General features: G+C 72.3%; 20 protein-coding genes, 1 tRNA gene and 4 pseudogenes. 10 read left to right on the top strand and 15 right to left on the bottom strand.

Annotated features, from left to right (window positions below; translation table 11 throughout):
* Positions 1–153: 153 nt before the first annotated feature.
* Entirely contained in the window at positions 154–1,023 is an 870-nt protein-coding gene (locus ABB07_RS06160) for a LysR substrate-binding domain-containing protein (RefSeq protein ID WP_208897747.1), read from the bottom strand.
* A gap of 193 nt (positions 1,024–1,216) precedes the next feature.
* Between ABB07_RS06160 and ABB07_RS06155 the strand changes: the two genes are divergently transcribed.
* Positions 1,217–2,260: a bile acid:sodium symporter family protein gene (locus tag ABB07_RS06155; protein ID WP_425264686.1), complete on the top strand. Its 1,044-nt coding sequence runs from the start codon at positions 1,217–1,219 to the stop codon at positions 2,258–2,260.
* Here ABB07_RS06155 and ABB07_RS06150 read toward each other — a convergent pair.
* A complete protein-coding gene (locus ABB07_RS06150) occupies positions 2,210–4,087 on the bottom strand; it encodes a sialidase family protein (RefSeq protein ID WP_208897746.1) in 1,878 nt (625 codons plus the stop codon). The two genes, ABB07_RS06155 and ABB07_RS06150, sit on opposite strands and share 51 nt — an antisense overlap.
* 172 nt (positions 4,088–4,259) lie before the next feature.
* Positions 4,260–5,177 carry a quinone oxidoreductase family protein gene (locus tag ABB07_RS06145; RefSeq protein ID WP_208897745.1) on the bottom strand — a complete coding sequence of 306 codons (918 nt, stop codon included), beginning with the start codon at positions 5,175–5,177 and terminating at the stop codon, positions 4,260–4,262.
* A gap of 130 nt (positions 5,178–5,307) precedes the next feature.
* Here ABB07_RS06145 and ABB07_RS06140 point away from each other — a divergent pair, with 130 nt between their 5' ends.
* Together ABB07_RS06140 and ABB07_RS06135 are read left to right on the top strand one after the other, a co-directional pair.
* Positions 5,308–5,745, top strand: a complete 438-nt coding sequence (locus tag ABB07_RS06140; RefSeq protein WP_208897744.1) for a MarR family winged helix-turn-helix transcriptional regulator — start codon at positions 5,308–5,310, stop codon at positions 5,743–5,745.
* 19 nt (positions 5,746–5,764) lie between these two features.
* Positions 5,765–6,286 carry an isochorismatase family protein gene (locus tag ABB07_RS06135; RefSeq protein ID WP_208897743.1) on the top strand — a complete coding sequence of 174 codons (522 nt, stop codon included), beginning with the start codon at positions 5,765–5,767 and terminating at the stop codon, positions 6,284–6,286.
* Between the two features lie 214 nt (positions 6,287–6,500).
* Here the strand turns inward: ABB07_RS06135 and fdhD are convergent, their stop codons facing one another.
* From fdhD to ABB07_RS06120, 3 genes and pseudogenes are all read right to left on the bottom strand, one after another.
* Positions 6,501–7,349 (bottom strand): formate dehydrogenase accessory sulfurtransferase FdhD, encoded by an 849-nt coding sequence (fdhD, locus tag ABB07_RS06130; RefSeq protein WP_208897742.1) that lies wholly within the window; start codon positions 7,347–7,349, stop codon positions 6,501–6,503.
* A gap of 7 nt (positions 7,350–7,356) precedes the next feature.
* Complete coding sequence (locus ABB07_RS06125) at positions 7,357–7,980, bottom strand: Fe-S-binding domain-containing protein (RefSeq protein WP_208897741.1); 624 nt, start codon at positions 7,978–7,980, stop codon at positions 7,357–7,359.
* A pseudogene (locus ABB07_RS06120) lies at positions 7,977–8,087 on the bottom strand (NADH-ubiquinone oxidoreductase-F iron-sulfur binding region domain-containing protein); the annotation flags it as partial. The gene ABB07_RS06125 and the pseudogene ABB07_RS06120, both read right to left, overlap by 4 nt.
* A gap of 256 nt (positions 8,088–8,343) precedes the next feature.
* On the opposite strand from ABB07_RS06120, the gene ABB07_RS06115 reads away from it, so the two are divergent.
* The 4 genes from ABB07_RS06115 (at position 8,344) to ABB07_RS06105 (ending at position 11,672) form a co-directional block, all read left to right on the top strand.
* Positions 8,344–9,678 carry an OFA family MFS transporter gene (locus tag ABB07_RS06115; RefSeq protein ID WP_208897740.1) on the top strand — a complete coding sequence of 445 codons (1,335 nt, stop codon included), beginning with the start codon at positions 8,344–8,346 and terminating at the stop codon, positions 9,676–9,678.
* Complete coding sequence (locus ABB07_RS41495; RefSeq protein ID WP_267888677.1) at positions 9,653–9,781, top strand: MFS transporter small subunit; 129 nt, start codon at positions 9,653–9,655, stop codon at positions 9,779–9,781. Before ABB07_RS06115 ends, ABB07_RS41495 begins: the two co-directional genes overlap by 26 nt.
* A gap of 138 nt (positions 9,782–9,919) precedes the next feature.
* On the top strand, positions 9,920–10,867 hold the full coding sequence (locus ABB07_RS06110) for a beta-ketoacyl-ACP synthase III (RefSeq protein WP_208897739.1): 948 nt from the start codon (positions 9,920–9,922) through the stop codon (positions 10,865–10,867).
* A 127-nt stretch (positions 10,868–10,994) separates the two neighbouring features.
* Positions 10,995–11,672, top strand: a complete 678-nt coding sequence (locus ABB07_RS06105) for a GntR family transcriptional regulator (protein WP_208903309.1) — start codon at positions 10,995–10,997, stop codon at positions 11,670–11,672.
* Here the strand turns inward: ABB07_RS06105 and ABB07_RS06100 are convergent, their stop codons facing one another.
* Both ABB07_RS06100 and ABB07_RS06095 read right to left on the bottom strand, forming a co-directional pair.
* Positions 11,673–12,869, bottom strand: coding sequence for a low temperature requirement protein A (locus tag ABB07_RS06100; protein ID WP_208897738.1), 1,197 nt, complete (start codon positions 12,867–12,869; stop codon positions 11,673–11,675).
* 159 nt (positions 12,870–13,028) lie between these two features.
* Positions 13,029–13,196, bottom strand: a pseudogene (locus tag ABB07_RS06095) (MFS transporter); the annotation flags it as partial.
* Between the two features lie 31 nt (positions 13,197–13,227).
* Between ABB07_RS06095 and ABB07_RS06090 the strand changes: the two are divergent.
* Both ABB07_RS06090 and ABB07_RS06085 read left to right on the top strand, forming a co-directional pair.
* Positions 13,228–13,880: pseudogene (locus tag ABB07_RS06090) on the top strand (aldehyde dehydrogenase family protein); the annotation flags it as partial.
* A gap of 174 nt (positions 13,881–14,054) precedes the next feature.
* Positions 14,055–14,139 (top strand) — tRNA-Leu (locus ABB07_RS06085).
* Between the two features lie 102 nt (positions 14,140–14,241).
* On the opposite strand, the gene ABB07_RS06080 is transcribed toward ABB07_RS06085, so the two are convergent.
* Both ABB07_RS06080 and ABB07_RS40590 read right to left on the bottom strand, forming a co-directional pair.
* Positions 14,242–14,916 (bottom strand): polysaccharide deacetylase family protein, encoded by a 675-nt coding sequence (locus ABB07_RS06080; protein WP_244189237.1) that lies wholly within the window; start codon positions 14,914–14,916, stop codon positions 14,242–14,244.
* An 823-nt stretch (positions 14,917–15,739) separates the two neighbouring features.
* Positions 15,740–16,189, bottom strand: coding sequence for a hypothetical protein (locus ABB07_RS40590; protein WP_244189837.1), 450 nt, complete (start codon positions 16,187–16,189; stop codon positions 15,740–15,742).
* On the opposite strand from ABB07_RS40590, the gene ABB07_RS40585 reads away from it, so the two are divergent.
* Positions 16,158–16,568, top strand: a complete 411-nt coding sequence (locus ABB07_RS40585) for a DUF4232 domain-containing protein (protein WP_244189734.1) — start codon at positions 16,158–16,160, stop codon at positions 16,566–16,568. The two genes, ABB07_RS40590 and ABB07_RS40585, sit on opposite strands and share 32 nt — an antisense overlap.
* Positions 16,569–16,781: 213 nt before the next feature.
* Here the strand turns inward: ABB07_RS40585 and ABB07_RS06070 are convergent.
* The 5 genes and pseudogenes from ABB07_RS06070 to ABB07_RS06050 form a co-directional block, all read right to left on the bottom strand.
* Positions 16,782–17,171, bottom strand: a pseudogene (locus ABB07_RS06070) (hypothetical protein); the annotation flags it as partial.
* Positions 17,172–17,844: 673 nt separating this feature from the next.
* The gene (locus tag ABB07_RS06065) at positions 17,845–18,528 is read right to left on the bottom strand and encodes a TetR/AcrR family transcriptional regulator (RefSeq protein WP_208897735.1); all 684 of its coding nucleotides are present in this window, start codon (positions 18,526–18,528) and stop codon (positions 17,845–17,847) included.
* Between the two features lie 41 nt (positions 18,529–18,569).
* Positions 18,570–20,273, bottom strand: a complete 1,704-nt coding sequence (locus tag ABB07_RS06060; RefSeq protein ID WP_208903308.1) for an allophanate hydrolase — start codon at positions 20,271–20,273, stop codon at positions 18,570–18,572.
* Positions 20,274–20,278: 5 nt separating this feature from the next.
* A complete protein-coding gene (gene uca, locus ABB07_RS06055) occupies positions 20,279–23,872 on the bottom strand; it encodes an urea carboxylase (protein ID WP_208897734.1) in 3,594 nt (1,197 codons plus the stop codon).
* Positions 23,869–24,669, bottom strand: coding sequence for an urea amidolyase associated protein UAAP2 (locus ABB07_RS06050; RefSeq protein WP_208897733.1), 801 nt, complete (start codon positions 24,667–24,669; stop codon positions 23,869–23,871). Before ABB07_RS06050 ends, uca begins: the two co-directional genes overlap by 4 nt.
* Position 24,670 lies beyond the last annotated feature (1 nt).

Below are 24,670 nucleotides of genomic sequence, written 5' to 3'. Positions count from 1 at the left end.
CGGCCCGCAACGCCCGGGTGGCGGTCGGCAACGCCTGGGTGGCGGTCCGCAACGCCTGGGTGGCGGTCCGCATCGTCCGGGTGGCGGTCCGCATCGTCCGGGTGACGGGGCGCATCGTCCGGGTGACGGGACGCATCGTCCGGGTGACGCCCCTCAGCCGCCCCGCCGGCGCAGCCGCTCCCCGCCCGCCAGGACGGCCGTGGCCAGCGCGTTCGCCGCCTCCTCCGCCGCGCCCCGGCGGCGGCCGTGGACGAGCACGAAGTCGACCTTGCCAAGGTCGGGCAGCCCGGCACGGTCCGGCAGGCGGAAGAGACCGGGCGGGATCAGACGGCGGGAGTGGGCCATCACCCCGAGCCCGGCGCGGGCCGCCGCGATCAGTCCGTTGAGGCTGCCGCTGGTGCACACGATCCGCCAGGCGCGGCCCTCGCCCTCCAGCGCCCGGAGCGCGCGGGCCCGGGTGATGCCGGGCGGCGGGTACACGATCAGCGGGACGGGCCGGTCCGCGTCCAGCCGCAGCCGCTCGGCGCCGATCCACACCAGATCGTCGCGCCAGACCAGTTCCCCCCGGGGGTCCTCCGGGCGCCGCTTGGCCAGCACCAGGTCCAGCTTCCCGGCGGCCAGCTGCTCGTGCAGGGTGCCGGACAGCTCCACGGTCAGCTCCAGATCGACCTCGGGATGGTCGTAGCGGAAGCCCTCCAGGATCTCCGGCAGCCGGGTGAGCACGAAGTCCTCGGACGCGCCGAACCGCAGCCGGCCGCGCACCCGGGTGCCGGTGAAGAACGCCGTGGCCTGCTCGTGGACCTGCAGGATCCGGCGGGCGAAGCCCAGCATCGCCTCGCCGTCCTCGGTCAGCTCCACCGCATGGGTGTCCCGGGTGAACAGCTGCCGCCCGGTCGCGTCCTCCAGCCGGCGCACGTGCTGGCTCACCGTGGACTGCCGCAGCCCCAGCCGGCGCGCCGCCTGGGTGAAGCTCAGCGTCTGGGACACGGCGAGGAAGGTGCGCAGCTGCGTGGGGTCGTACATGCGAGGCAGCGTAGCCGCCTATCGAGAATCGTGATGACAGTCAGAGTGGTATGCGGGATTCCCGATCGACGGGCTCCGGAGGACGATGGAGGGGGCGCCTACGGGCCCGGATCACGACAGCACCCACCGCAAGACCACACACGCTGCAAGACCACAGCCCCTGCAAGACGACACACACTGCAATCGGAGCACCGTGAAACGCCTGCGCTGGCCGAGTTGGATGCCGGTCGACCCGTACATCGTGCTGCTGATCGGCACGGTGGGCCTCGCGGCCCTGTTCCCGGCCCACGGCACCGCCGCCCACGTCGCCTCCGGCGCCTCCACGGCCGCGATCGCCTTCCTGTTCTTCCTCTACGGCGCCCGGCTCTCCACGCGGGAGGCGCTGGACGGGCTGCGCCACTGGCGGCTCCACGTCACCGTGCTGGTCTGCACGTTCGTGCTCTTCCCGGCGTTCGGGGTGGCGGCGCGCGCTCTGGTGCCGGTGCTGCTGACCCAGCCGCTCTACCAGGGGCTGCTGTTCCTGACGCTCGTGCCGTCCACGATCCAGTCGTCCATCGCGTTCACCTCCATCGCCCGCGGCAACGTACCCGCGGCGATCTGCGCGGGCTCCTTCTCCTCCCTCATCGGCATCGTCGTCACCCCGCTGCTGGCAGCCGGGCTGCTGGGCAACAGCGGCGGGGGGTTCTCCGCCGACTCACTGGTCAAGATCGTGCTCCAGCTGCTGGTGCCGTTCCTCGCCGGGCAGGTGCTGCGGCCGTGGATCGGCCGGTTCGTCGCCCGGCACAAGAAGGTCCTCGGGCTGGTCGACCGGGGTTCGATCCTGCTGGTCGTCTACACCGCCTTCAGCGAGGGCATGGTCCGGGGCATCTGGCACCAGGTCAGCCCGGCCAGGCTCGGCGGGCTGCTCGCCGTCGAGGCCGCCCTGCTCGCCGTGATGCTCGTGCTGACCTGGTACGGCGGCAAGGCGCTCGGCTTCGGCCGGGAGGACCGGATCGCCATCCAGTTCGCGGGCTCGAAGAAGTCCCTGGCCTCCGGGCTGCCCATGGCCGGTGTCCTGTTCGGCGCGCACGCCTCCCTGGCCGTGCTGCCGCTGATGCTCTTCCACCAGATGCAGCTGATGGTGTGCGCGGTCATCGCCAAGCGCCGGGCCCGGGACCCGGAGGAGGCCCCGGGCGCCGGCGGAGGGTCAGCCGCTCACGCGGTCCAGGGGCAGCCACAGGACCGTGTCCTTCGGTGACCTGAGCGCCTTGGGGGCGGCCAGCTCCTCGTCGGTCAGGGCCCGGTCCCAGACGTGCACCTCGTCGATGGCTCCGGTGAAGAAGGCACGGCTGTCCATGCGCTGACCGATGTGCACGCCGAAGGGGGAGTTGCGGCTGACCGAGCCCGGAATGCCGGCGACGGACGACTGCATACCGTCGACGAACAACGACAGCCGCCCGTCGCCCCGGCGCAGCACGAGGTGATGCCACCGGCCGTCGTTGTATGCGGTATCCGTGCGCACGTACGCGGTCTGCGGTACGGCCGCTCCGTCCCGTACCGTGATCAGCCCCTGTATACGGTGGTTCGCCGGCTCCCCGCGCACCCACACCTGCGGCTGGGTGGCGCCGGCCCCGCCCATCCACAGCAGCGGCTGCTCGCCGGTCGTGGCCGTGTACCGGAACCACAGGGACGCCGTGAAGTCCTTCGTCCCCAGCGGCAGCCCCGTGCGGAAGGGCAGGCGTACGGCGTCGTCGGTGCCGTCGAACTCCAGCGCGCCGCCGAAGACGCCGTCCGTCTCCCGCGCGCCGCCGAGCACCACGGCCGGTCGGGCGTGCGGGGCGAGGTCGGCGGTGACCGGGTCGGGGCCGCGGCGCGGGGCGAGCCAGTCCTCGGTGAAGCGGGCGAAGCGGATCTCGTCGCGCGCGTCCACCGCGCCGCCCTCGTAGACCAGGCCGACGGTGTCCGCGTCGGCGCGCACCAGGTCGGAGTAGCCGGACCAGTCCGTGGTGACGACCGTGCCGCGGTCCACGCTGTCCCAGGTGCGGCCGCCGTCGTAGGAGGAGCGGATCATCATGGTGCGCCGCCGGTCGGGGTCGCCGGGGCAGGCCAGCAGCATGCGGTCGCCGAGGCGCAGCAGCGCGCCCTGCACCTGCGGGGCGTACAGGTCGGGCAGGTCGTGGAAGGGCGCGGTGAAGCCGTCGCCGCCGTCGCGGCTGACGGCCTGGGTGCGGTGGCCGAGGTCGGTGCCGTCCTGCTCGCGGGCGCTGACCAGGATCGAGCCGTCGCCGCGCTCGGCGAGGGTCAGTTCGGAGGGCTTCTGCCGGAAGGTGCCGTCGTCGGCGATGGGCCAGGTGTCGGTGGCGCCGATCCGCCAGTGGCCGCCGTGGTCGTCGCTCACGATCAGCGCCGCGTGGTTGGCGGTGACCCGGCCGCCGTCCCAGGTCTCGGTGTTGACGCCGAAGACCAGCCGGCCCGCGTACCGGCCCCTGGTGAGCTGGATGCCGTGCACCGGCCCGGTGGCGTACCAGGAGTTCCAGTCGGCGGGCAGGATCTCCGGGCTCAGATCGCGGGGCACGGACCAGGTGCGGCCGTCGTCGTCGCTGTACTGCAGGTGCGGGGTGCGGTCGCATGGGATCGAGCAACTGGCGCTGTCGGTACGGCCGGTGTTGTACGTCTCCGCGAGCCAGACCCGGCCCGTTTCCCGGTCCACGACCGGCGCCGGGTTGCCGTGCGTGTCACCCGCGCCCTCGTTGACCACCTGCAGCGGTCCCCAGGTGCGGCCGCCGTCGGCGGAGCGCTTGAGCACGATGTCGATGTCGGCGGCGTCCCCGCAGTTGAGGACCCGGCCCTCGGCGAACGCGAGCAGCGTGCCGTCGACGGTCCGCACGATCGCCGGTATGCGGAAGCAGGCGTAGCCGGGGTCCTGGGAGGCCTTGAACAGTATCCGCTGCTCGAACTCGGGCGTGTCCGCGGGCGATCGGGCGTGGGCCGGGTGGGGGGTCGCGAGCGGCACCAGGAGCAGTGCCGCCGTGGTGAGGGCGGTGGCGAGTACGGCTCTGAGCCGGGCGCGTAGACCTGACGGCATGGTGGGACCTTGCCCTTCGTCGGCCGGGACGGACATCTGGACATCCGGACATCCCATGTCCAACGTGCGCACAGTCGACGGTAGTTGGGGCCGGGGCGCCCCACAAGAAGCGTGCGGCACACTCGGCGCGCGAAGGGGCTGGGGCGACGCCGGGATCATCCACGGACCGGCCCTACGGGCGCAGCACCACCTTGCCGAGGTTGGCCCGCCGCTCGATCACCTCGTGTGCCTTCGCCGCCTCCTCCAGGGCGAACTCGGCGTGCACGGCGGGCTTCAGGGTGCCCTCGGCGAACAGGCGCCACAGCTCCTGGCGCCACTGCTCGTACAGCTCCGGCCGGCCGCGGGCGATCAGCGCCATCTGGAAGCCGATCACCGACTTGGCGCCCACCAGCAGGTCGTACGCCTGGATGGTGCCGCCGCCGGAGCTGTAGGCGACGAGGCGGCCGTGCGGGGCCAGGGCGGCGAGAGCGGGGGTGAGCAGGTCACCGCCGACGGCATCCAGTACACAGTCGACGGCATCCCCCCAGTCGTCGTCGCCATACTGAATGCAGTCGTCCGCGCCGAGCGAGCGGACGAACTCCGCCTTCCCCTGGTCGGACACGGCCCCCACCACCCGCCGCGCACCCCGCGCCCGCGCCAGCTGCACGGCCAGGTGCCCGACCCCGCTCGCCGCCGCCGTCACGAGCACCGCCTCGCCCGGCACCGGGCGCGCCGCCTCCAGTGCCCCGAACGCCACCAGGCCGCTGCGCACCAGCGCGATCGCGTCCACGGCATCGGCGCCGTCCGGTATCGGGGAGGCCATGGCCTCCTGCAGCAGGGCGAAGTCGGCGTACCCGTGCCCGAAGCACAGGCCGGTCACCCGCTCGCCCGGCCGGAAACGGGTCACCCCTTCGCCCACCGCCACCACCTCGCCGGCGATCTCACCGCCGAGTGCGATCGGCTCGGCGGCCTCGGTGACCTTGCGGACCACGGGCAGGGTGACCCCGACCGCCGCGCAGCGCACCAGCAGCTCCCCGGGGCCGGGCTCGGGGACGGGCGTCTCCTCCAGGAACAGCGGGCCGCCGGTGGATTCATACCGGACGCGACGCATCGCACACACCTCCAGGGCCGGCGGGACACCGGCGCATCGGTCGTTGGGGACACCCACGAACTCGTTGGGAGTCCCAACGGTAGCGAAGATTCGTTGGGGGGTCCAACGGTTTCTCGGATAGGCTGCCGGCATGGCCGAAGCACCCCTGTCCGCGATCCGCTCCCTGCCCAGCTGGCTCCTCGGCCGGGCCGCCGCCCGGGGCCGTTCCCTGGTCGCCGACGCGCTCGCGGCCGAGGGCCAGAAGATGTGGCACCACGTCGTCCTCTCCGCCGTCCGCGACCTGCAGCCCGTCGCCCAGGCCGACCTCGGCCGCAGTGTGGGCCTGGATCCCAAGGACCTGGTCGGCGTGCTCAACGACCTTCAGTCCGCCGGACACGTCCTGCGCGCCCCCGACCCCAGGGACCGGCGCAAGAACGCCGTGTCCCTCACCGAGGACGGCGCCCGCCTCCTCGCGCGCTGCGAGAAGGCGGCCCGCAAGGCCAACGACGAACTGCTCGCCCCGCTGTCCGCCGCCGAACGCGATCAGTTCATGGGCCTGTTGATCCGGATTTCCGGCACGGACGGCTGACGGCGGCTAACGTTCCGTCATGACCGCAGCTCCCGTCCTCGACCCGCAGCGCACCGCACTGGTCCTCGTCGACCTGATGGAACGCATCGTCGCGCTGCCCCTGGAACCCCGCAAAGGCACCGAAGTGCTGGCCGCGGCCGAAGAGTTGGCCGGTGCCTTCCGCGCCGCCGGGGCGCCCGTCGTCCTCGTCCGGGTCGAACGCCCCTCGGTCGCCGAACAGCCGCCCGGCAGCGGACTCGTGCCCGGCCTGGCCCGGCCCGGCGACCTGGAGGTGGTCAAGCGCACCGTCGGCGCCTTCCAGGGCACCGGCCTGGACGAGCGGCTGCGCGAACGCGGCGTCACCACCCTGGTGTTCGGCGGCATCGCCACCAACCTCGGCGTCGAGTCCACCGCCCGCGCCGCCGCCGACCTCGGCTACGGCCTGGTCTTCGCCGAGGACGCCATGGCCGCCTTCACCGCCGCCGAGCACGAGGCGTCCGTCCGGCTGGACTTCCCGAGGCTGGGCACGGTGACGAGGTCGTCCGACGTGACCTTCGGCTGACAGCACCGTGCCCGGCCCGACCGGGCCCCCGGCCGACGGTGCGAGACCACCAAGGCAGGCTGTCCCTACGTGCCGACCGCGAAGAGAGCCGCAGGGGGCGCGCCGGTGTCGAGGGGCCCGAACGCGAGCAGGCGCGAAGCGTTGAGCACGCTCGGGCCCCTCGACCGGCTGAGGCGCCCCCGGAGGCGAACGAAGCCGAAAAAGGTGCGGCACCTCAGCCCTGGGCGGCCGCCTCGTGCAGGACGATGCGGTCCTCGCCCGCGTACACGTTCATCGAGCTGCCCCGCAGGAAACCCACCAGCGTCAGACCCGTCTCGGCGGCCAGGTCCACCGCCAGCGACGACGGCGCCGACACGGCCGCCAGCACCGGGATACCGGCCATCACGGCCTTCTGCGCCAGCTCGAACGAGGCCCGCCCGGAGACCAGGAGGATCGCCCGCGACAGCGGCAGGCCGCCGTTCCGCAGCGCCCGCCCGACCAGTTTGTCGACCGCGTTGTGCCGGCCCACGTCCTCCCGCACGTCCAGCAGCTCGCCGCCCTCGCTGAACAGCGCCGCCGCGTGCAGGCCCCCGGTCCGGTCGAACACCCGCTGGGCCGCCCGCAGCCGGTCGGGGAGACTCGCCAGCAGCTCGGGGGTGATCCGGACCGGGGGAGTGTCGGCGATCGGGAAGCGCGCGGTCGTGCGCACGGCATCCAGGCTGGCCTTGCCGCACAGGCCGCACGAGGAGGAGGTGTAGACGTTCCGCTCCAGAGTGAAGTCCGGCAGGGCGACCCCCGGCGCGGTCTTCACGTCGACCACGTTGTACGTGTTGGAGCCGTCCGCCGTCGCCCCCGCGCAGTAGACGATGTTCTGCAGATCGTCTGCGGTCGCCAGCACACCCTCGCTGACGAGGAACCCCGCCGCCAGCGCGAAGTCGTCGCCCGGGGTGCGCATGGTGATCGCGAGCGGCTTGCCGTTGAGGCGGATCTCCAGGGGTTCCTCGGCGACGAGTGTGTCCGGCCGGGTGGAGAGCGCCCCGTCCCGGATGCGGAGGACCTTGCGTCGTTCCGTGACTCGTCCCATGTCCTGATCAGCCCCGGTTCTGTACGTGCTGGTGGCCGAAACGGCCCTTGATGCAGAGATTGCCGTGGGTCACCGGGTCGTCGTGCGGCGAGGTGACCTTCACGATCTCATTGTCCTGCACATGGAGCGTGAGGGTGCAGCCCACTCCGCAGTACACGCACGCCGAGCCGGTGAGCGGGGCGTCGTGCTCGACGGCGATCCGCGCGCCGAAACCGCGCCCGGCGACCGAGATGGCGAAGGTGTTCTGCCACTGGTCACCGCAGGCGTCGACGCACTTGTAGCACAGGATGCACTTGCCGTAGTCCCGCACGTACAGCTCGTTGTCGACCCTCGGTTCCTCGGTCAGCCGGGCCACGTCGGGGCCGAAACGGTCCGGCTTCGCGTCGTACTCCCTGATCCACCCGGCCGCCTCCGGTGTGGTCGACAAGTCGACCCACGAGGCCAGCAGCTCCAGGACGATCTTCCGGCTGTGCCGGGCGCGCTCGGTGCCGGTACGGGCCTCCATCCCCGGCTCCGCCCTGCGCGAGCAGGCCGGCACCAGCGTCCGCGAGCCCTCCGGCACCAGGACCGGCTCGCCGTCGATGGTGAACTCCAGCATCCGGCGCGGGATCCCCAGCGGTGTCACGGTCATGCGTGCGCCCCCAGACGGTCGATGGCGGATTCCACGGCGTTCCACGCGGTCTGCCCCAGACCGCAGATCGAGGCGTCCCGCATCGCCCGGCCGACCTCCCGCAGCAGCACTCCGTTCGGTGTGAGGGATACCGCGGAGGTGCCGGGGAGAGGGTCCGACGCGAGCCGCTCGTCGGCTGAACGGCGTCCGGTGTCGCACGAATGCTGTCTCAGGAATGCTGTCGACGAAATATTGTCGACAGCATGGAATGACCCTCGGCAAGGGTTCGCGCGGCGACCGTTGAACGCGTCCCGGATACCGTTCACCGCATACGGTCGACCGCGGCCTTCTCAACTCCCGCTCCCCGCCCTAGCGTCCGCGGGCATGAGCAGCCCCCCTCTCGCACCCCCGGGCTGGAGCCGCTGGCTCGTCCCGCCCGCCGCCCTCTCCGTCCATCTCTCCATCGGACAGGCCTACGCGTGGAGTGTGTTCAAGCCGCCGCTCGAATCCGCGCTCCATCTCGACGGCACGCAGAGCGCGTTGCCGTTCCAGCTGTCGATCGTGATGCTCGGCCTGTCCGCCGCGTTCGGCGGCACCCTCGTCGAACGCAACGGGCCCCGCTGGGCCATGACCGTGGCCCTCGTCTGCTTCTCCTCCGGCTTCCTGATCTCCGCGCTCGGCGCGCAGACGAGGCAGTACTGGCTGATCGTCCTCGGCTACGGCGTCGTCGGCGGGATCGGCCTCGGCATCGGCTACATCTCGCCCGTCTCCACGCTGATCAAGTGGTTCCCGGACCGGCCCGGCATGGCCACCGGCATCGCCATCATGGGCTTCGGCGGCGGCGCGCTGATCGCCTCGCCCTGGTCCGCGCAGATGCTCTCCTCCTTCGGCACCGGCCATTCCGGGATCGCCCTCGCGTTCCTGGTGCACGGGCTGTCGTACGCCGTCTTCATGGCGCTCGGCGTGCTGCTCGTGCGCGTGCCGCGTGCGGACGCTCCCGGGGCGGGCGCGAGCGGGCCGCGTGCCGTCGACGGCGTGCAGGTGTCCGCCCGCAGCGCGGTGCGCACCCCGCAGTTCTGGCTGCTGTGGATCGTGCTGTGCACGAACGTGACCGCCGGCATCGGCATCCTGGAGAAGGCCGCGCCGATGATCACGGACTTCTTCGCGGACAGCTCCGCCCCGGTGTCGTCCTCGGCGGCCGCCGGTTTCGTCGCGCTGCTGTCGGCGGCCAACATGGCCGGCCGGATCGGCTGGTCGTCCGCCTCCGACCGCATCGGCCGCAAGAACGTCTACCGCTGCTACCTCGGCGTCGGCGCGCTGATGTACCTGCTCATCGCACTGTTCGGGGACTCGGCGAAGCCGCTGTTCGTGTTCTGCGCCCTGGTGATCCTCTCCTTCTACGGCGGCGGCTTCGCGACGCTCCCCGCCTATCTGAAGGACCTCTTCGGCACCTACCAGGTCGGCGCCATCCACGGCCGGCTGCTCACGGCCTGGTCCACCGCCGGCGTGCTGGGGCCGCTGATCGTCAACTGGATCGCGGACCGCCAGAAGGAGGCCGGGAAGCACGGCCCGGCGCTGTACGGGCTGTCGTTCGGCATCATGATCGGCCTGCTCGTCGTCGGCTTCGTCGCGGGCGAACTCGTCCGTCCCGTCCACGCCCGCCACCACATCCCCGCCCAGAGGGAGGCCGCCGATGCCCAGCGACAGCAGCCCGCCTAGCCGGCGCGGCCTGATCACCCTCGCCTGGCTGTGGGTGGGGGCGCCCCTCGCCTACGGGGTGTACGAACTCGTGCAGAAGGCGACACAGCTGTTCACCGGCTGACTGCTCGGGCGTCCGAGGGTCTGCGGGAAGCCGACAACTCGGACGCCCGATTCCTGTGGCTTCACCTGCCCTCGTACCCGTGGGTCACTGATCAGACTGGTGGATCCCGCTACCCACGGCCACGAGGGGACTCCCGCCATGAACGGCTCGCGCATCGCCGCCATCGGTCACTACCAGCCCGCCCGGGTGCTCACCAACGAGGACCTGGCCGGGCTGGTCGACACGAGCGACGAGTGGATCCGCAGCCGGGTGGGCATCCGCACCCGGCACATCGCCGGACCCGACGAGCCGGTGGACGAGCTGGCCGCGCACGCCGCCGCCAAGGCCCTCGCCGCCGCCGGCACGGCCCCCGGCGACATCGACCTGGTCCTGGTCGCCACCTCCACGGCGATCAACCGTTCCCCGAACACCGCCGCCCGGGTCGCGGCCCGGCTCGGCATCCCGCAGCCCGCCGCGATGGACGTCAACGTGGTGTGCGCGGGGTTCACCCACGCGCTGGCCACCGCGGACCACACCGTCCGGGCCGGTGCCGCCTCCCGTGCGCTGGTCATCGGCGCCGACAAGATGTCCGACGTCACCGACTGGAGCGACCGCACGACCTGTGTCCTGGTCGGCGACGGCGCCGGGGCCGCCGTCGTCGAGGCCTGCCCGCCGGGTCAGGAGCCGGGGATCGGGCCGGTGCTGTGGGGATCGGTGCCCGAGATGGGGCGCGCCGTGCGGATCGAGGGCACTCCGCCGCGGTTCGCGCAGGAGGGGCAGAGTGTCTACCGCTGGGCCACCACCCAGCTGCCGGCCGTCGCCCGCAGCGCCTGCGAACGGGCCGGCGTGGCCCCCGAGGAGCTCGCCGGGGTCGTGCTGCACCAGGCCAACCTGCGCATCATCGAACCGCTGGCCGAGAAGCTCGGCGCCGTCAACGCCGTGGTCGCCCGCGATGTCACCGAATCCGGCAACACCTCGGCCGCCAGCATCCCGCTCGCCTTCTCCAAGCTGATCGAGCAGGGGGAGCTCCGGGCCGGCGACCCCGTGCTGCTGTTCGGCTTCGGCGGCAACCTGTCGTACGCCGGGCAGGTCGTACGCTGCCCGTGAGGGTCGGGCGAACGGTGAAGTCGGCGTACACAGGCCTGGATTTTGTGCACTGTAGACTGTAGACAAAAGACAATCGATACTGGCGTCCAGCGCCCACGCGCCAGAATCGCCCAGGAGGGGGACCGTGATGTTGTCGACCGGACTGCCGCGCGGGGCCGTGCCCAAGCTGGACCGCCCCGGACCCCTGCGCGACCGCGTCTACGAAGCACTGCTGGAGCTCATCACCACCCGCGCGCTGCAGCCCGGCCAGCATCTGGTCGAGAGTGAGCTCGCCGGACACCTCGGCGTCTCCCGGCAGCCGGTGCGCGAGGCGCTGCAGCGGCTCAACACCGAGGGCTGGGTCGATCTGCGGCCCGCGCAGGGGGCGTTCGTGCACGAGCCGACCGAGGAGGAGGCCGACCAGCTCCTCACCGTCCGCACCCTGCTGGAGGCGGAGGCGGCCCGGCTGGCCGCCCTCGACGCCACCGCCGAGAAGGTCGGTGCGCTGGTGGAACTGTGTGCCGAGGGGGAGAGGGCCGTCGCCGCCGACGACGTGGACCGCGCCGTCGCTCTCAACGCCGCCTTCCACGCCAAGGTCATGGAACTGGCGGGCAACGCGGTCCTCGCCGAACTCGCCGCACAGGTGGACCGCCGGGTCCGCTGGTACTACACGCCGGTGGCCCGGCAGCGCGGGCGGCAGTCGTGGATCGAGCACCGGGAACTGATCGTCGCGATCGCCGATCGCGACGACGAGCGGGCTGCCCACCTGATGCGGATCCACACTGAGCACACCCGCCGCTCCTACCACGAGCGCAACGGGTCCTGATCACCCGGAAGACTCGTCCACCCCGGTGGCGGCCGGCCGGACCGCCGCGCCGGACCGGGCCTCCACTGCCAGCATGCCCACCAACACGGCGACCAGCAGCAGGAGTTCGCCGTAGACCGGCAGGTGGACCCCGACCACGGCGGTGGCCGGGGCGACGGCGGCGCCGGCCGCCCGGAAGCGGACCGGCCGCAGCCGCAGGGCCGCGCGGAAGGCCACGTCGCCCGCGAGAAACAGGGCCACCCCGCCCGCGAGCGCCAACGCCGGTCCAGGCTGCGGGTGTTCGGTCAGATGGCCGAGGGTTTTCTTGATGCCCGCGGCGAGGTAGGCGATGCCGAGCAGCATCGGCAGGAAGGCGTAGTAGTAGGCGTTCATCGCGAGCCGCCAGCGGGCCGGGGCGGGCGTCGCCCGGAACGCGGCCTCGGCCGCCTCCTCGTCCCGCACGAAGTACGTCCACCACAGCGCGACCGACAGGGCCAGCGCGAGGAACGCGCCGCAGAACAGGCCGGGGGTGAGCGGAAGATCACCGATCCCGACACCGATGGAGATCACGGACTCGCCGAAGGCGATGATCAGCAGCAGCCCGTGCCGCTCCACGAAGTGCGCCGGGTCCAGGGCGCCCAGCTGCACCCGCAGGGTCGCCGCGCTGCGTCCGTCCTTACGGCCGGGCCCGTGCTCGGCCACGAGCGGCGTCACGAACTGCAGGGCGATCGCCAGCAGCCAGAGCCCGTCCGCGGCAAGCCCGTGGACGAGCCCGGCGGCGGTCACCGACAGGGCCGCCAGCGCGTTGGTGACGCCGTACCAGATGGAGTCCCAGCCGTGGCTGCGGGTGTATAGGGCGGTGTGCACGACCACCACGAGCAGGAACCCGAGACCGAAGACCACGCCGGTGTCGTCGAAGACCCGGGGGATCGCGAGCGCGCACACCAGGAACGCGGCCATGCCGAGCATGAGCAGCAGCCGCCGGGACGGCCGGTCGGGCGGCACCTGGTTGGTGAGGTAGGCGTAGGCGCCGTACATCCAGAACAGGACAACGAGGATCAGTGCCACCCGGCCTGCCGTGGCGAACGACAGGTCGTGCGCGAGCAGCACGGTCAGCTGGGTGAGCGTGAAGACGAAGACCAGGTCGAAGAAGAGTTCCAGGGTGGTGACCCGGCGCCCCGTCTCCTCGGCCGCCGCCTCCAACTGCGTGCTCTGCATGCGGTGTTCCCCCTCCGGCGATCGCTGTGCAGATCGTAGAGGGGGAACATCCGGCAGACATGCCCAGGACGTCGGCCGCGCGCTCGCCGCCGGTCTCGCGCGGTCGGCCGCGTGCTCGCCGCCGGTCTCGCACGGTCGGCCGCGTGCTCGCCGCCGGTCTCAGGCGCCCGACTGCGTGCGCGCCGCCGCCACGGCCTTCTCGGCCCCGTCCCCGCCCGGCCGGCGCAGCAGCAGCGCGATCGCGGCCGCGACCATCGACACGCCGCCGGCCAGCGCGTAGGCGCCGTTGTAGCCCCAGGCGCCGACCACCATGGAGCCGAGCCGGCCTTCGGTACGCGTGCCCTGCCGGCCGGCACCCCAGCGCTGCACCGCTTACCCGCGTTTCGTGGTGCAGCGCTCCCTGTTCGACGCGTTCCTGGCCGCCTACCTCCCCGCGGTCCGCTCCGTCCGCGTCGGACACCCCCTCGCGGTGGCGGATCCGGCCGACCCGCTCCCCGAGCTGGACTACGGCCCACTGACCCGAGCTGGACTACGGCTCACTGATCAACGCGGCCAAGGCCAAGGAACTCACCGACCAGGTCGCCGAGGCGGTCGACCGGGGCGCCGTACCGCTGTACCGGGGCCGCCCGGACGACACCCGGTTCCTTCCGGGCCACGCCGTCCTCCCCACTGCACCACGCGGAACCCTTCGGGCCCGTCGACACGATCGTCCTGGTCGGCACCGAGGCCGAGCCGCTGGCCGCCATGAACGCGTCATCGGCGGCGCTGGTCGCCACCCTCGCCACGGATGACCGGGTCACCCACGACCGGCTCGCCCCGCAGATCCGCGCCTTCAAGACCGGCCACGGCGTCTCCCGCTCCCGGGGCGACCGCGACGAGCTCTTCGGCGGCTTCGGCGCCTCCTGGCGCGGCGCCTTCGTAGGCGGCGGCCTGCTCGTCCGCGCCGTGACCCGGGGCCCGGGGGAGGAACGGCTGCCCGGGAACTTCCCGGACTACCAGCTCATGCCGTAACCCTCACGTTCTGTACGCAACCTCATCCATTCCGTGCACGCCCCCGGCCCGGGCGGCCCGACCCGTCCCGAGCCGCGCCACGGGACGGATACGCAGGTGAAACGCACTCCGAAACCTTGGTATTGTTGTCCCTGTCGCCACGGGGAACACCCCCGGCAAGGCGGCAGACACCTAGTCCGGGTGGCGGAATGGCAGACGCGCTAGCTTGAGGTGCTAGTGCCCTTTATCGGGCGTGGGGGTTCAAGTCCCCCCTCGGACACAGAGAGACAGTGTTGCCCCACGGAGCCCGGTTTCCGGGCAGGGGCCTTGGTACCCGCTTCCGGCCCCCGGCCGGGGCGGGTTTTTGTCGACAGCGTCGAGCTCAGGCCGGGAAGCCGTAGCCGTAGCCTTGAGCGTCCAGCTGGTTGAGGAGACGGCCGAGCGCCTGCACCGTCTGCGAACGGTCACCTCCGCCGTCGTGCATCAAGATGATCGCGCCGGGTCGCAAGTCCTGGTTGATGTTGCGCAGGATGCCGTCCACACCCGGGCGCCGCCAGTCGTTGGCGTCGTCGCTCCAGCCGAGCGACTGCAGGTGGTTGGCGCCGGCTATCCCCCGGATCGTCGGGCTCCAGTCGCCGCCGGGTGCCCGGTAGTACATCAGCTTCACACCGTGTCCCGCGGCGTTTGTGATCTCGCGCTTGGCGTCGACGATCTCGTGGATGTTGTACTCGACCGACTTGCGGTCCTGCTGCTCGTCATGATGGACCGAGTGGTCGCACAGCCGGTCCCCGTCCGCGACGATCGCCTTGGTCAGGTACGGGTAGTGCTGGGCGAGCGGCCCGATCTCGCAGAAGGTGGCCTTGGCGTGGTGCTGAGCGAGGAGGGCGAGTACCTGCGGGGTCCATCGCGGGTCTGGGCCGTCGTCGAAGGTGAGCGCCACGGACCTGCCGCTGCCCTCCACCCCGTGGCCGACCAGCGCTTCGGAGCCCGCCGGGGCGCTCCGCAGTTGCCCGAAGGTGTTCGCCGAGCCGGATCGCGAAGCGGGCTTGGACGGCACCGCGGGCGAGCCTCCATTGCGGCCGGACTGCGTTGCTCCTGCCGCGCGGCCGGATGCCGACGCGGACGGGGAAGCGTGCGAGGGCGACGGCGTCTGGGACGACGAGTGCGGCCTGGAAGAGGAGAGCGTCGTCGAGGGAGTCACACTGCTGGGCGAGCTCCGGGGTGCGTGCCCGCCTGCGTGCTGCCCACACGCCGTGAGCACGGCTCCCGCGATCGCCGTCGCGAGGACGGTTGCCGTCGCCACTTTGCTTCTGGCCAACGCCACAGATCTACCTCCGTCGGCACCATTCGGTGCTCACATAGGTGCTGGTACTGGTCACGTCGAGGCAGGGCCGAGCGAAGTGCTCCGGTGGTCGGTCAGGCGGCGGGCCCCGACGCCCGGCCGCGGATCCCCGGCTCTCGACGGAGACGGCCATTACATCCGGTTTAGGCCTGTTGGTCCGACCACACTAAGGGAGGCCTTCGCCTTGCTTAACAATTCCAATCTGTGATGAATGTCGCATTAGTTATTTAAATAAAGGGATCCGGGTGGAAAAGGGCTTTCAGTGTCGAATCGGAGTGCGAGAAGTCAGGGCCTTGCAACGGGATGCGGCTGGGGGACGGCGTGGCGGTGTGCGGGAGCCGCGCGTGGTGGGGGGCGTGTGGAGCGTCGTCGTCGCTCCCCGTGGAGGGGAGCTGCGCCTCGGCCCGCGTGGGCCCCGTTGCGGTCAGGTGCGGGACGGTTCACGGATGCCAGCCACGCGCTGGGTCTCGCAGGGGCGAGGGGTGTCGCTCGGCACCATGGCCGCCGAGCCGTCCATGTCCCCGAGCGGCGTGACATATCAGTGAAGTTGCTGGTACGCGTCCGGTACAACCGGCGCGGCACCTGCGGCGTCATGAGTGTCACACGGCCAATGGGCCGCTTTGCGCAGCAGAAGGGCAGTCTCGATGTCATCCCCACTCATGCTCCGGCGAGTATTCCCGGCCACCGCGCTCACATGTGTCATGGCGCTCGCCACCGGCTGCAGCGCAGGCTCGTCCTCCTCCGTTGGCACCGCTGCAGTCACGGCTTCTGGGCCGTCGGCCACCACAGCGCCGGCCGCGACAGCGCCCATCACGACAGCACCGGCCGCGACAGCGTCGGCCACGACGGCGCCGGCCGCGGCCAGCACGGCTCGGTCCGGCAGTACGGTCACCAGCGCCCAGGCGCAGCCGGCCGGGACGACACACAAGCGCACCGCTGCCTGCGCCACCCGTGATCTGAACGCCAGACCAGGTGTCAGCCAAGGCACGGCCGGCAGCGTCTACCAGGTGATCGACTTCACCAACATCTCCCAGACCACCTGCACCCTGTACGGCTATCCGGGGGTGTCGCTCGCCGGCGGCAGCCCCGTGCGTCAGATCGGCCCGGCCGCCACACGGAACACCGCAGCCCCTCGCGCGCTGGTGACGCTGGCACCAGGGGCCACGGGCAATGCGCTGCTGCGGATCACCGACGCCGGTGACTACCCCACGACGCAGTGCCACCCGACGGGCGCGCAGTACCTGCAGGTTTACCCGCCGGGCCAGACGACTCCGATCTACGTCGCCTACGACTCGACGGCCTGCGCCGGGACGGTCGGCCTTCTGAGCATCGGCGCGGTCCAGCCGGGCTCGGGAAGTACGTCGTAGCACGCCGCGGTGTGGCGGCCGTGTCTGTACCGACCCCACCGGCGGCGGTCTCCAGCAGGGCTGCCTCCGCCTCGTGCCGGGTCGTGGCGATCTCGAATCCGAGGCGGGAGAGTTCGTCGAGGCCTGTCTGCGGCGGCAGTTCCGGCCGGCGCCGTGCAGGCCGCTGGGTTCGGAGAATCCGAGGCGGCGGGCGATGACGGCGACCGGCTCTTCGGTGTGGGTGAGCAGCCACTGGGCCTGGAGGACGACGCGTGCGCCGATGACCTGTTTGACGGGCTGTCCGATGGCGGCCAGGCACGCGCGGGTGAGGGTTTTGACCGTGCAGCCCAGACGGTGGGCGTAGTCCTCGGCGCGGCGGGTGGTGACGTACGAGCACTCCAGTTCGGCGTGGAAGCGGGCGTAGATCTCGCATCCCGCGTGCGGATCGCCGTCCGTCCCCGACCGCGGCAGCCGGTCAGGCGCAACAGTACCGTGACGAACAGGAGTTGGAGACCTCCTGCGACATGTGGCCGTCCGGAGCGGGTGAACTCGGCGCCCGGCCCGCTCAGGACGGCGGCGTCGTCGCGGCAGGGGTCCAGGCGCCGGCAGACCTGGCCGTACCACTCGCGCACCAGGCGGTCGACGCTCGCCAGGTGGGGCGGGAAGGCGGGGTGAACAGCAGATGGGTGCCGTTCATGGTGCCGAGGCGGCCGAAGCACCGGACCTGCACGGGTCGGCCCCTGGGCCGCCGCCGTGCCGCTGTCCGTTGTCGTTGACCGCCTCTCGCCCACCGGCGGGGCGGTTGACGCCCCTGCCCGCACCTACCTGCCGCTCCAGGGCCGCTGTGGGGGGCGTCGGCTGTCAGGGGCAGCTGCGTGCGTCGTGCGGCGCGCCGAGCGGAGTTCGGGCAGACATGGAGCAGCCATGAGCCCCGTTCCGCCAGATCAGGGCCTCGGCCGAGGACGGCGCGGCGCGCTCTTCAGGGTGGCTGACCCCACCGGCGCTCCAGACGGGACAGGACCGGGCCGCCGCCGACGCCAAGGACGCCGTCCCTGCCGCCCGAACACCGGACCGCAACGGTTCTCCCGGCCGACGCCCCCATAGGGCGCCGGCCGTCGGCATGCGTGGACACCCGCGGCCGCCGAAGCGGCGCCCGAGGCGGTGGCACCATGTGCCGACCCGGGAACGCTCTTTCGGCAGCCGCTCGTGCGGGACGAGGCACTGGGCGTCCACCGAGGGCCTGGTGACGGCTGAGCCGCTGCATAGCGGCGCTGGAGGGTGTGCGGGCGGCCGGCGGTCAGTCCAGGCTGCTCAGCAGCCTTCGGCCCTCCTCCCGGGCGGCGGCCACCGCCGGTTCCCCGAGCCCGCACAGGCGCAGGCACGACGACGCGATCGCCTCGGTGTCAGCCGCGTCCGGCTCACGGGAGCGCCGTATCTGGATGACGACCTCCACCAGCTGGATCAGCAGTTCACCGAGCCGCTCGGCGGGCAGGGCGCGCGCGACGTCCTCGGTCGCCGCCAGGGCGCCGAGCGTGCCGTAGCTCGACTGCAGACGGCCCCGCTCGGCCCGGAAGGCGTCGAACCGCTCGGCCCGCACCTCCGGCAGCAGATAGAGGGTGCCGATGTTGTACGGAGTGCGGGAGAGGGTGCGTACGTCCATGGCGGCCACGGCGTAGAGTGCGGCGGCCGCATCCGCTTGCTCGGGCACCAGGGCCCGGATCCGGTCCACCATCTGCAGACTGGGCCGCACGGACGTCGCCAGCAGCTCGGCGAGGATCTCCTCCTTGGTGGCGAAGTGGTAGTAGAGCGAGGCCTGCCGGATGCCGACCCGCTCGGCGATCATGCGGGTGCTGGTGCTGGTGATCCCATGGTCGACGAAGAGCGCCCCGGCGGCGTCGAGGATCTGTTCCCGGGCGGAGGTGCCGGGGTCGGACGGCGGCGTGTGCCGGGGCCTGCCTTGACGGGGACGCGTCGTCGTCATGGCCCCATCCTGCCACCAGGTGTCCGCCCCGCTGCCTCCGGTCACGCGGACGCCGTGTACGCCCGCCAGCCGCCGAAGCGGGTGATGTCGGGCGCGCCCTCGACGGCGTACGGCTCGACGAGGAAGCCGCAGACCTGTCGTCCGTCGGCCAGTTCGACGGTGCCGATGGTCATCGGCGCGGGCACGGCGGCGGTCAACGCCCCGAAGCCGGAAGCCGGCAGCCGCCAGATCTCGCCTTCGATGCCCACGCCCACGTCGCCGCCTGACGCCGTGGCGTGACCCGCCTGGGCGCAGGCGTCCCGCCCGCCCTCGGTGACCCGGAGCAGGCCGGGTTTGGGCGGCTCGGTGGCCAGGGCGTACAGCCGGTAGCCGCCCGCGGTGCGGGCCCGGCCGGTCAGGGAGCCGCCTGCCTGCACCAACTGGGCATTGAGGGGCTGACCGGTGAGGTGGGCGCCGACCACGAACAGGTCGAGCCCGGGGTTGGCGAACCGCTCGGCCAGCGCGGCCAGGGCGCGGTCGGAGAAGGCCGGTCCGGTGAACATCACGCCGAACGGCAGGCCGTCCACGAACCCGGCGGGAACGGCGAGCGAGGCGCAGTCCAGCAGGTTGGCGAAGTTGGTGAACCGTCCCAACCGGGCGTTGGCGCCGACCGGGTCGGCCGCCACCTCGTCGAAAGTGGGGTGCCAGGTGGTGGTCGGCGTCAGGAGAGCTGTACAGCCGTCGAGCGCCGCGCGTCCGGCGGCGCCGAGCGCGGCGAGCCTGGCGGCGTCGGCGGCCCAGTCGGCGGCGGTCTTCTCCCGGCCCGCCAGCACGATGGCGGCGACGGTCGGATCGAGGTCCGCCCCGATCAGGTCGCGGTGCTTCTCCAGATGCGCGCCCACGGCGGCGTACCGCTCGGCGACGAACGCGCCGCCGTACAGCAGGTCCGCGGCCTGAAGCAGCGGGGTGATGTCGGTTTCGACGATCTCCGCACCGGTGCTCGCCATGCGGGCGACGGCGGCGTCGAAGGCTGCGCGCCAGCCGTCGGCCATGCCGTTCAGATGCTCACCGGCCGGTACGGCGATCCGCGGGCGCGCGGGGGGCGGCGGAAGCTGGGTGCCGGTGCGGGAGAGCGGATCGGCCGCATCGGGGCCTTCGACGAACTCCGCGGCGGCGCGGGCGAGTTGCAGGTCGCGGGCGAAGACGGTGACGCAGTCGAGGGTGTAGCAGGCGGGGACCACTCCGGTCACGGGCACCAGGCCCTTGGTGGGCTTGACACCGACGATGCCGTTGAGGGCGGCGGGCACCCGCCCGGAGCCGGCCGTGTCGGTGCCGAGCGCGATGTCGGCGATGCCCAGCGCCACCGCGACGGCGGATCCGGAGGACGACCCGCCGGAGATGCGGGCCGCGTCCCAGGCGTTGCGCACCGCGCCGTAGGGGCTGCGGGTGCCGACCAGGCCGGTGGCGAACTGGTCCAGGTTGGTCTTGCCGAGCACCACCGCGCCGGCCGCGCGCAGCCGCGCCACCGCGGGCGCGTCGGACCGCGGTTCGTAGGCGTACGACGGGGCGCCCGCGGTGGTGGGGAGACCGGCCACGTCGATGTTGTCCTTGACAGCCACCACCAGGCCGGCCAGCGGCAGCGCCGGGTCGACACCGGCCGCCTCGGCGAGCACCTCTTCGCGTGGCCTGAGGCTGATCCAGATCTCTGGCCGGCCGACGCCCTCGATGCGCTCGTAGGCGGCCTGGACGCGGGCGGCCGGTGCCATGGCGTTCACGCCCGCACCGCCGCGAGGATCTGGCCGGGGGCGACCTGCTCACCGGGCTTGACGTAGATCTCCAGCAGTGTCCCGGCGGTGGGGGCGTTCACGGTGGACTCCATTTTCATCGCCTCCAGGGAGAGGATCGCATCGCCGCTCGCCACGGTGGCGCCCGGCTCGGCGGCGATCTGCCAGACGGTGGCGGTGTACGGCGCGGTGACCGGGACCGCCCCGTCCGGCAGGGTGACGGCAGCACTGGCGGTCACGGGTTCGGGATCGTCGTCGCGGTCGAATTCGCCGGCGGCTCGCCAGCGTTGCTTCTCGGCCTCGAAGGCGGTGCTCTGCCGCCGGCGGAACGCGGCGATCGAGTCGGCTTCCGCGGCCAGGAAGGCGTTGTACTCGGCGATCGAGAAGGTGCCCTCCTCGGTCGCGAAGTCACCGCGCCCGGCGTCGGTCTCGGCCCGCAGTTCGAGCAGTTCCTCCGCGGTGACGGGATACCACTCGATGCGGTCGAAGAAGCGCAGCGCCCACGGCGAGTCCTGGAACAGGCCGCCCTTGCGGAACCGGTTCCAGATCTGCACGGTGCGGCCGACGAACTGGTAGCCGCCGGGACCTTCCATGCCGTAGACGCACAGGTAGGCGCCGCCGATGCCGACGGAGTTCTCCGCGGTCCAGGTGCGGGCCGGGTTGTACTTGGTGGTCACCAGGCGGTGCCGTGGGTCGAGCGGGGTGGCGACGGGGGCGCCGAGATAGACGTCGCCGAGGCCGAGCACCAGGTAGGAGGCGTCGAAGACGGTGCGGTAGACATCGTCGGCGGTCCGAAGGCCGTTGACCCGGCGGATGAACTCGATGTTCCACGGGCACCACGGGGCGTCGTCGCGCACCCCGGCCATGTACCGCTCGATGGCGAGCCGGGTGGCCGGGTCGTCCCAGCTGAGCGGCAGCCGCACGGTGCGGGAGGGGACCACCAGTTCGTCGCTGGGCGGGACTTCGTCCTCCAGCTCGCGCAGCAGGGCGGTGAGGTCACGGGCCTTCAGCCGGCGGGCGTCGGTGTGGATCTGCAGGGAGCGGATGCCCGGGGTGACGTCGAGGACGCCGTCGGGCGCGTGCGCGGCGAGGGTCTCCTGCAGGGCGTGGACCCGCATCCTCAGGCCGAGGTCGAGGACCATGGGGCCGTACTCGACCAGGACGTTGTCGTCGCCGTCCCGGCGGTAGGTGACGGCGGGGCGGGCATCGGTGGCCTCCAGGCGGCCGAGTACCCCGTCGTCGCCGTCTCCGCCGGTGCCGATCAGCGCGGGGGAGGAACGGCGGGCGTCGAGGGCGGCCGCCTCGGCTTCCCTGACCGGTACGAAGCGGACGGTGTCGCCGGGGCGGAGCTGGCCGAGCTTCCACAGTTCGCCGCTGGCGACCACCGCGGGGCAGACGAACCCGCCGAGGGACGGCCCGTCGGGGCCCAGGATGATCGGCGTGTCGCCGGTGAAGTCGAGGGCACCCACCGCGTACGGCGTGTCGTGGATGTTGGAGGGGTGCAGGCCCGCCTCACCGCCGTCCTGGCGCGCCCACCGCGGCTTGGGCCCGATCAGGCGGACGCCGGTGCGGGCCGAGTTGTGGTGGACCTTGTAGTCCGTGGCGTAGAGGGTGTCGATGTCCTCGCGGGTGAAGAACTCGGGCGCCGCGTGCGGCCCTTCGGTGACACCGATCTGCCAGTGCGAGGTGATCGCCGGCCGGCGCTCGGGCGGGGTGGGGCCGCCGCCGGCGGTCGGCGAAGCTCCGGGCCGCAGTACGTCTCCGGCGCGCAGCGCCCGACCGCCGTGTCCGCCGAAGCCGCCGAGGGTGAACGTCGAGGCATTGCCCAGGTATTCGGGTACGTCGATGCCGCCCCGGACGGCCACATAGGTACGCAGGCCCGGCCCCTGGCAGGCGCCGAGCACCAGGGTGGCGCCGGCTGGGACCGTGACGGGCTCCCACAGGGCTGCCGCGCTGGCGTCGACCGTGACCGGGACGGGAGCGCCGGTGACGGCGACCACGGTGGCGGCCGAGAAGCGCAGGCTCAGCCCGCCCGCGGTGACCTCCAGGCCAGGGGTCTGGGCCGGGTTGCCGACGGCCAGGTTGGCCTCGGCGAAGGAGACGGCGTCGAAGGGGCCGCTCGGCGGCACGCCCACGTGCCAGTAGCCGAGCCGGCCCGGGAGGTCCTGGACGGTGGTCATCGCGCCCGGCACCAGGACGTCGATGCGCGGATCGGGGTCGGCCGTGGTGGCGAGCGTGCTGGTGCTGTGCACGGCCCCGCGCACCTCGCCCCGCGAGGTCAGCTCGCGCAGCAGGCCCAGGTTGGTGACGATGCCGTCGACCCGGCTCGCGGCCAGGGCCTGGCCGAGCACGTCGAACGCGGCCTCCCGGGTGGGGCCTTTCGCGATCACCTTGGCGAGCATGGGGTCGTAGTACGGCGAGACCTCCAGACCGGTTTCGGCAAAGCCGTCGACGCGCACGCCGGGCATGTCGTCGGCGCCCTGGCCGGGGAAGACCGCCCGGGTGATCAGGCCCGAGGACGGCAGCGAGTCCTTGCCGGGGTCCTCGGCGTAGACGCGGGCCTCCACGGCATGCCCGGCGGGCGTCCACTCCCGCTCGAACACCGCGTCCTCGACCCCGCCGTCACGGGCCAGGACGAGCATCAGTTCGACGAGGTCGACGTCGTACGCCTCCTCGGTCACCGGGTGTTCGACCTGGAGACGGGTGTTGACCTCCAGGAAGGCGGCCTCCTCGCGCACGGGGTCGTAGACGAACTCCACGGTCCCCGCGCCCCGGTAGCCGACCGAGGCCAGCAGCCGGCGCGAGCAGTCGTGCAGCAGTGCCCGCACATGAGGAGGCAGGGCCGGGGCCGGGGCCTCCTCGATCACCTTCTGGTTGCGGCGCTGCAACGAGCAGTCCCGGTCGCCGAAGACGGCGATCCGGCCGGTGCCGTCGCCGAAGACCTGCACCTCGACATGGCGGGCGGGGCGCACCAGGCGCTCCAGGAACACCCCTGCGGATCCGAAGTTGGACTCCGCGAGTGCCGCGACGCGCGCGAAGGCCCCGCGTACCTCACCGGCGGTGGCGCAGGCCTGCATGCCGATGCCGCCGCCACCGCCGGTGGCCTTGACCATCACGGGCAGCCCGATGGAGGAGGCCGCGGTGACGGCCTCCTCGGCGCTTGCGAGCAACTCCGTCCCGGCCAGCAGCGGCACTCCGGCGGCCTTGGCCAGGGCGCGCGCGGTGTGCTTCTCACCGAAGGCCGTGATCTGGTCGGCGGTCGGTCCCGCGAAACGCAGACCGGCCTCCTCCACGGCACGGGCGAAGACAGCGTTCTCGGAGAGGAAACCGTAGCCGGGGTGGATGATGCCCGCCCCATGGGCGAGCGCGGCCTCGATGATCACCTCCCCGCGCAGATACGACGCGCGGGCGGGCGCCGGACCGAGGCGGACCGCGTGATCGGCCTCGCGGACGTGCGGGGCGGCCCGGTCGGCGTCGGAGAAGACGGCGACGGTGCCCAGGCCCATCCTCCTGGCGGTGCGGATCACCCGGCGGGCTATCTCACCGCGGTTGGCGACGAGAACGGCGGTGGGGCGGATCACGCGCCCTCCTTCGTGGTGCGAGCGGCTTCCGCGGACCGTGTGTCGACGTCGACCGGTGCCGGATCCACGACGATCATCCGCAGCGGAGTGGGATTGAAGTCGTTGCACGGGTTGTTCATCTGCGGGCAGTTGGACACGATCACCAGCACGTCCGTCTCGGCGCGCACCGCGACCCGGCGGCCCGGCGCCGACATGCCGTCCACGATGCCCAGCGCGCCGTCCGCCTCGACGGGCACGTTCATGAACCAGTTGAGGTTGGAGACGATGTCCCGCACCCCGAGGCCACGCCGCCCGGCCTCGGCGAGGAAGTTCTCACGGCAGCCGTGCTGGAACATCACATGATGGCCGTAGCGAAGGGTGTTGGACTCCTTGCCGCACGCGCCGCCGATGGTGTCCTGGCGGTCCACCTCGTTGGCGACGACGGTCATCAACGGGCGGCCCTCGTTGCTGCGCAGCACGGTGCCGGTGCGCACATAGGCGTTGCCCTGCCAGGCCAGGGTGTCGGGGACGCTGTAGCGCTCCTCGGGGTCGTCGGCGTCGTAGAGCAGGCAGTCGGCCGACTGGTTGCCGCCGACGTCGACGATCGTCAGGACGTGGCCCGTCCGCACCACCGCCGACCAGGGCGCGTTGGGGGCCACCGTCTCGTCCAGGACGATCTCGCCCTCGACCAGGCTCGCACCCCAGTCCAGGGGGGAGCCCTCCGCGTGGACGGCGCTGACCGGGACGGTGGAGGCGACCGTGCCGCCGGCGGCGGTCGGGTGGTTGACGGGCGTGGTTCCGGTCCGTGTGGTCGCCATG

Source organism: Streptomyces incarnatus (assembly GCF_001027185.1).
In the GTDB taxonomy this organism is placed as follows: Bacteria; Actinomycetota; Actinomycetes; order Streptomycetales; family Streptomycetaceae; genus Streptomyces; species Streptomyces puniciscabiei.
The sequence above is the reverse complement of the archived record's forward strand: the minus strand, read 5'-3'. Positions and strand labels throughout refer to the sequence as shown.

Excerpts from the sequence above, each read along its gene's own strand:
- ABB07_RS06160 (WP_208897747.1), bottom strand. The coding sequence starts at position 1,023 with ATGTACGACCCCACGCAGCTGCGCACCTTCCTCGCCGTGTCCCAGACG.
- ABB07_RS06150 (WP_208897746.1), bottom strand. The coding sequence starts at position 4,087 with ATGCCGTCAGGTCTACGCGCCCGGCTCAGAGCCGTACTCGCCACCGCC.
- ABB07_RS06145 (WP_208897745.1), bottom strand. The coding sequence starts at position 5,177 with ATGCGTCGCGTCCGGTATGAATCCACCGGCGGCCCGCTGTTCCTGGAG.
- ABB07_RS06140 (WP_208897744.1), top strand. The coding sequence starts at position 5,308 with ATGGCCGAAGCACCCCTGTCCGCGATCCGCTCCCTGCCCAGCTGGCTC.
- ABB07_RS06135 (WP_208897743.1), top strand. The coding sequence starts at position 5,765 with ATGACCGCAGCTCCCGTCCTCGACCCGCAGCGCACCGCACTGGTCCTC.
- fdhD (WP_208897742.1), bottom strand. The coding sequence starts at position 7,349 with ATGGGACGAGTCACGGAACGACGCAAGGTCCTCCGCATCCGGGACGGG.
- ABB07_RS06125 (WP_208897741.1), bottom strand. The coding sequence starts at position 7,980 with ATGACCGTGACACCGCTGGGGATCCCGCGCCGGATGCTGGAGTTCACC.
- ABB07_RS06115 (WP_208897740.1), top strand. The coding sequence starts at position 8,344 with ATGAGCAGCCCCCCTCTCGCACCCCCGGGCTGGAGCCGCTGGCTCGTC.
- ABB07_RS41495 (WP_267888677.1), top strand. The coding sequence starts at position 9,653 with ATGCCCAGCGACAGCAGCCCGCCTAGCCGGCGCGGCCTGATCACCCTC.
- ABB07_RS06110 (WP_208897739.1), top strand. The coding sequence starts at position 9,920 with ATGAACGGCTCGCGCATCGCCGCCATCGGTCACTACCAGCCCGCCCGG.
- ABB07_RS06105 (WP_208903309.1), top strand. The coding sequence starts at position 10,995 with ATGTTGTCGACCGGACTGCCGCGCGGGGCCGTGCCCAAGCTGGACCGC.
- ABB07_RS06100 (WP_208897738.1), bottom strand. The coding sequence starts at position 12,869 with ATGCAGAGCACGCAGTTGGAGGCGGCGGCCGAGGAGACGGGGCGCCGG.
- ABB07_RS06065 (WP_208897735.1), bottom strand. The coding sequence starts at position 18,528 with ATGACGACGACGCGTCCCCGTCAAGGCAGGCCCCGGCACACGCCGCCG.
- ABB07_RS06060 (WP_208903308.1), bottom strand. The coding sequence starts at position 20,273 with ATGGCACCGGCCGCCCGCGTCCAGGCCGCCTACGAGCGCATCGAGGGC.
- ABB07_RS06050 (WP_208897733.1), bottom strand. The coding sequence starts at position 24,669 with ATGGCGACCACACGGACCGGAACCACGCCCGTCAACCACCCGACCGCC.